This window comes from Streptomyces luteolus, from assembly GCF_029968015.1.
GTDB classification, from domain to species: Bacteria; Actinomycetota; Actinomycetes; order Streptomycetales; family Streptomycetaceae; genus Streptomyces; species Streptomyces luteolus.
The window spans coordinates 1-3,654 of the sequence record NZ_JASCIS010000099.1; the positions used below are offsets into that span (position 1 = coordinate 1).

The 3,654-nt window shown below is 66.5% G+C and carries 2 protein-coding genes and 1 pseudogene; 2 read left to right on the forward strand and 1 reads right to left on the reverse strand.

Translation table 11 applies throughout. The features are described from left to right. Positions 1–390: 390 nt before the first annotated feature. The gene (locus tag QIT00_RS38565) at positions 391–2,106 is read left to right on the forward strand and encodes a PE-PGRS family protein (protein ID WP_282540171.1); all 1,716 of its coding nucleotides are present in this window, start codon (positions 391–393) and stop codon (positions 2,104–2,106) included. On the opposite strand, the pseudogene QIT00_RS38570 reads toward QIT00_RS38565, so the two are convergent. Then, positions 2,036–2,877 (reverse strand): annotated as a pseudogene (locus QIT00_RS38570) (PE-PGRS family protein). The gene QIT00_RS38565 and the pseudogene QIT00_RS38570 sit on opposite strands and share 71 nt — an antisense overlap. Before the next feature lie 278 nt (positions 2,878–3,155). Here QIT00_RS38570 and QIT00_RS38575 point away from each other — a divergent pair. Then, the coding region (locus tag QIT00_RS38575; RefSeq protein WP_456316500.1) for a recombination directionality factor at positions 3,156–3,654 on the forward strand (499 nt) is incomplete at its 3' end.

Here is a 3,654-nt window from a genome sequence, read left to right on the forward strand (position 1 = left end):
CACGTAGTGCCACATGAAAGGCGTGCGTCGTCGCTGAGCGTCTTAATGGGTACGCCAATTCCCTTCCTACATAGGTTCGTTACTGGCCGGCGATGTAGCGCACACGCCCGTTAGGCGCTCCATCGCCGATCCCGTATCGCCCGGCCCGCCGGTCAGTCCTCGTCACCCTGGGCACACGCATCTGGTGGCCGTTCGCCGCGCCTCTCCTGCCCGACCAGCGCCCGGTCGCCGGCCGTGCTCCGAGGCGGCACGGGCGGCAGTGGTATCCCTCCGACGGTGTTGGCGGTGCGTCGCGAGGACGCCCGGGGCGTGGAGACGGCCGAGTGTCGAGACTCAGGAACATCGCCATTCTGGGTGTGAGCACTCGGCGGGACCGGTACGACGGTTCCCATGTACCGATGGTCGCCGCTCAACGATCGACAACTGTCCCTGCTTACCCGCATCGGGGAGGGAACCGATCCCGTCACTTCCGCGAGCCCGGAACTCACCCTCACCGCCCGAGCCCTGAAGGAGCGGGGCCTCATCACCATGCCCAAGCACAGTGGGAAGTGGCAGGCGGAGATCACCGATGACGGCCGCTTCTACCTGGCGCACGGCCACCATCCGGACCGGCCTGAACCGACCCCACGTAAGAAGAAGCTGGTAACCGGCGAGCCGAAACCCAAACTTGAGCCGAAGCCGAAGTCTGAGGCGCCTCCCCGCCAGCGAACCACGCCCCGGCCAGACGCGAAGCCAGCGCCGACGCGCCCTGCGAAACCCCGACGGCGGTCGGCGGCGGAGATCGGCGCGGCGCTGATCGCAGAGGTACAGCAGGCCGATCGGTTCCTTCGGATTCCGGACCCAAGCGCCGAAGAACGTGCCAGCTATCGCAGGGCGTTCGACGCAGCGCGGCAGTGCGCACCAGAGGGGTACCACCTGAAGTACAGCGGGCGGGCGAAGGGAGACTTCTTCCTCGGTCTGCTCCGGGTGACGGGCGAGGACGATACGGAGTGGAACCGGATCCGCCTGGCCCGCAGCCGTGTGATCACCGACGTCGAGGACGTGATCGCGGCGGTCACCGCGGACCACAGCGCCTTCGAGATCTCGGACGAGGTGCTCCCACGGGTGCTCTCCCTTCTGCGGCTGCTCGCCGAGCAGGCCCTCGCGCGGCACGGCGAGATGAAGGTGTCGAAGAAGCGTAGACAGCCGAGACCGCTGATCACGGTGCACGGCAGGACGTACGAGATCAGCTTCAAGGAGCGGCAGAAGCAGGTCCGGTACGTACCCAAACAGTCAGGCCGGCGGACGTACGACTGGCAGCGTGTCACCCCGGCACACCGGTTCGAGCCGTCCGGCGAACTGGAACTGCACGTGGGTCAGGGATCGAGGTATGGCAACCACTACGGCTGGGAGAAGCGGTGGGCCGACACTGCCAAGGAACCGCTGGAGGCGCAGATCGTCTCAGTATTCCGTGCGCTGAAGGCGCGCGCGGAGGCACAGGAGAAGGGGCGGCTGGCCTGGGAGGCGGAGCAGCAGCGCCTGGCTGAGGAGCGGGAGCGCCAGGATCAGGAACGTCGCCGCCGGGAAGCCGAGGAGCAGGAGGAGCGTCGTCGGCGGGAGGCGGAGGAGAAGGAGCGCACGCGACGGGAGTGGGAAGCAGCGGTCAGCGTCGCAACCATCAAGGCGACGGATGCCATGCGGGTCGACCGGTTCAGTACCGCGCTGGCGCAGTGGCGGGCCGCAGGGGAGATGCGGGCCTTCTGCGCCGCGCTCGACGAGGCCGCCTCCGCTACGGACGACCGCCACGAGGCCGGGCGGCTGCGCGAGTGGTCGCAGTGGGGGAAGGCGGAGGCCGACCGGCTCGACCCGGCCGTGGCCGACAAGGGCCTGACCTCCCACAGCCTCCACGCAGAACCCACGGGTGACGAGCTACGCCCGTTCCTCGACGGCTGGCACCCGCACAGGCCGGAGAAGAAGAAGCCGCCGAGGAAGGAAGCCCCTGAGGCGGAAACCAAACCACCGAAACCGGAGCCTGAACCGGAACGGTGGCGCAGCTTCACCGACGAACGTCTGGATCAAGGCTGGAGATATGGACGCCGAGGTCGCGCTCAATGGTGGAGGCGATGACGCCGTGCCCCCGGTCTCGTAGGGCCTTCACCGACTTCTCGACGAGTTTGCCGAGCCGGACGACCTCCTCCCGCAGGGCGACCAGCTCGTCGTAGCGCTCGGCCTTGTCCTGGCCGCACCAATCCCGGACGGTCCGCAGGACAGCCGCTTCGGCGTCCAGCTTGCGGTCATCACGGCGGCTGTAGGAGTACCAGCCGGACTCGGTGCACTCCCGGTCAATGGACTGCTGCTCAAGCTCCACCTGCGCGAGGATCTCATCGGCTTGGCGCTCGGCCACGTGGCGTGCGATGAGCTCGGTGACCGGCCACCCGGCCAGGCAATGGCCGGCACGGTTCTCGTGGACCATCGGATCACCGCGCAGATCCGCGGGATCCATCCCGACAGTCGGGCGCATTCGTCGAGGCGGCCCACTTCCAGGATCCCCGCGTCGGCGACGGCACGCCGCACGCGCAGCTTGCGCTTCGAGCGCACGAAATCGAAGACCATCCGTGCGGCCTCCAATTCAGGGCTTCCCCGCATGTGCCGCGACGCATCGGCCAGCGCAAGCACCCTCGCGTCATCCGACCTGAACGCCTCAACATCCTCCCAACGCGCCACGAGAGACGGCGGGTTGACCCACTCCTGCAGTCCTGCGTCATCGCCATCGAGGAACCGCACGTGGAGCGAATCGGACCTGCCTTGCCCGCCTGCCCGGACGATCTCGACCCGGCGGACCGGACTGCCCAACTCCTTCGGCCTTGCTCGGTAGGCCCAGTGCTCACCCATCTCCATGTGCCTATTGAGCCAGGTCTGTTGAGCCCAGCGCCCGACGAACGCGAGAACTGGTTGGTGGCACTGGACGCTGACGGCCACCTGTCAGAGGCTTCTCCGACACTCCCGATCGAAGGGCTACTCACTGCGGCAACTGCTCTGCCCCGGGTCGATCACTCTGCTCCCCTAACGGTCAGGTGTGGGCATCCACCGCGACGCCGCCCAGCTGCGAGCAGGGTGGAAGTTGCTTCACTCAGTCGACGGGCTGACGCTTGTCCACGTTCTACCGAGGATCACCAATGACGCAGAGTTCCGACGAGCGAGTCGGCCGCTTCCGCCAAGGGCGCCTCGTCAATGGAAGACCCGAAGCACTGCACACGTGGCGTATGACCACTGACTCCGTAGAAGTTGCCTCCCGCGTCACCAGTCTTTTGGGAAGTCAACCTCAACCAGATGGGGTGAGTGGGGAACAGGAACACGACATCCTGACGGAGCGTGACAGTGTCCGTGTAATCCTGGATGGGCCCGACGCGGTTGTAACTCGCATGATCCTTCGCGGACATAAAGGACTCATCCACGAATGCAACGGCTCAGAGTTCCTTTCGCCCGAGAAGGAGAAAGGACAGCCGTGCGGCTGCCCTCCACGGTTGGAGGACCAGAAGGCAGCCGCTAGAACGGGTCGGGGCCCGACTCCATCCATTGACATCACCTTCCGGATCGCGGCGGATTCCACGCTCGGAGAATTCCAGTTCCTGACGGGCTCGTGGCAAATGGCTGCACAAGTCACCGACCTGACTG

Coding starts and splice junctions, on each gene's coding strand:
- QIT00_RS38565 (WP_282540171.1), top strand. CDS start 391: ATGTACCGATGGTCGCCGCTCAACGATCGACAACTGTCCCTGCTTACC.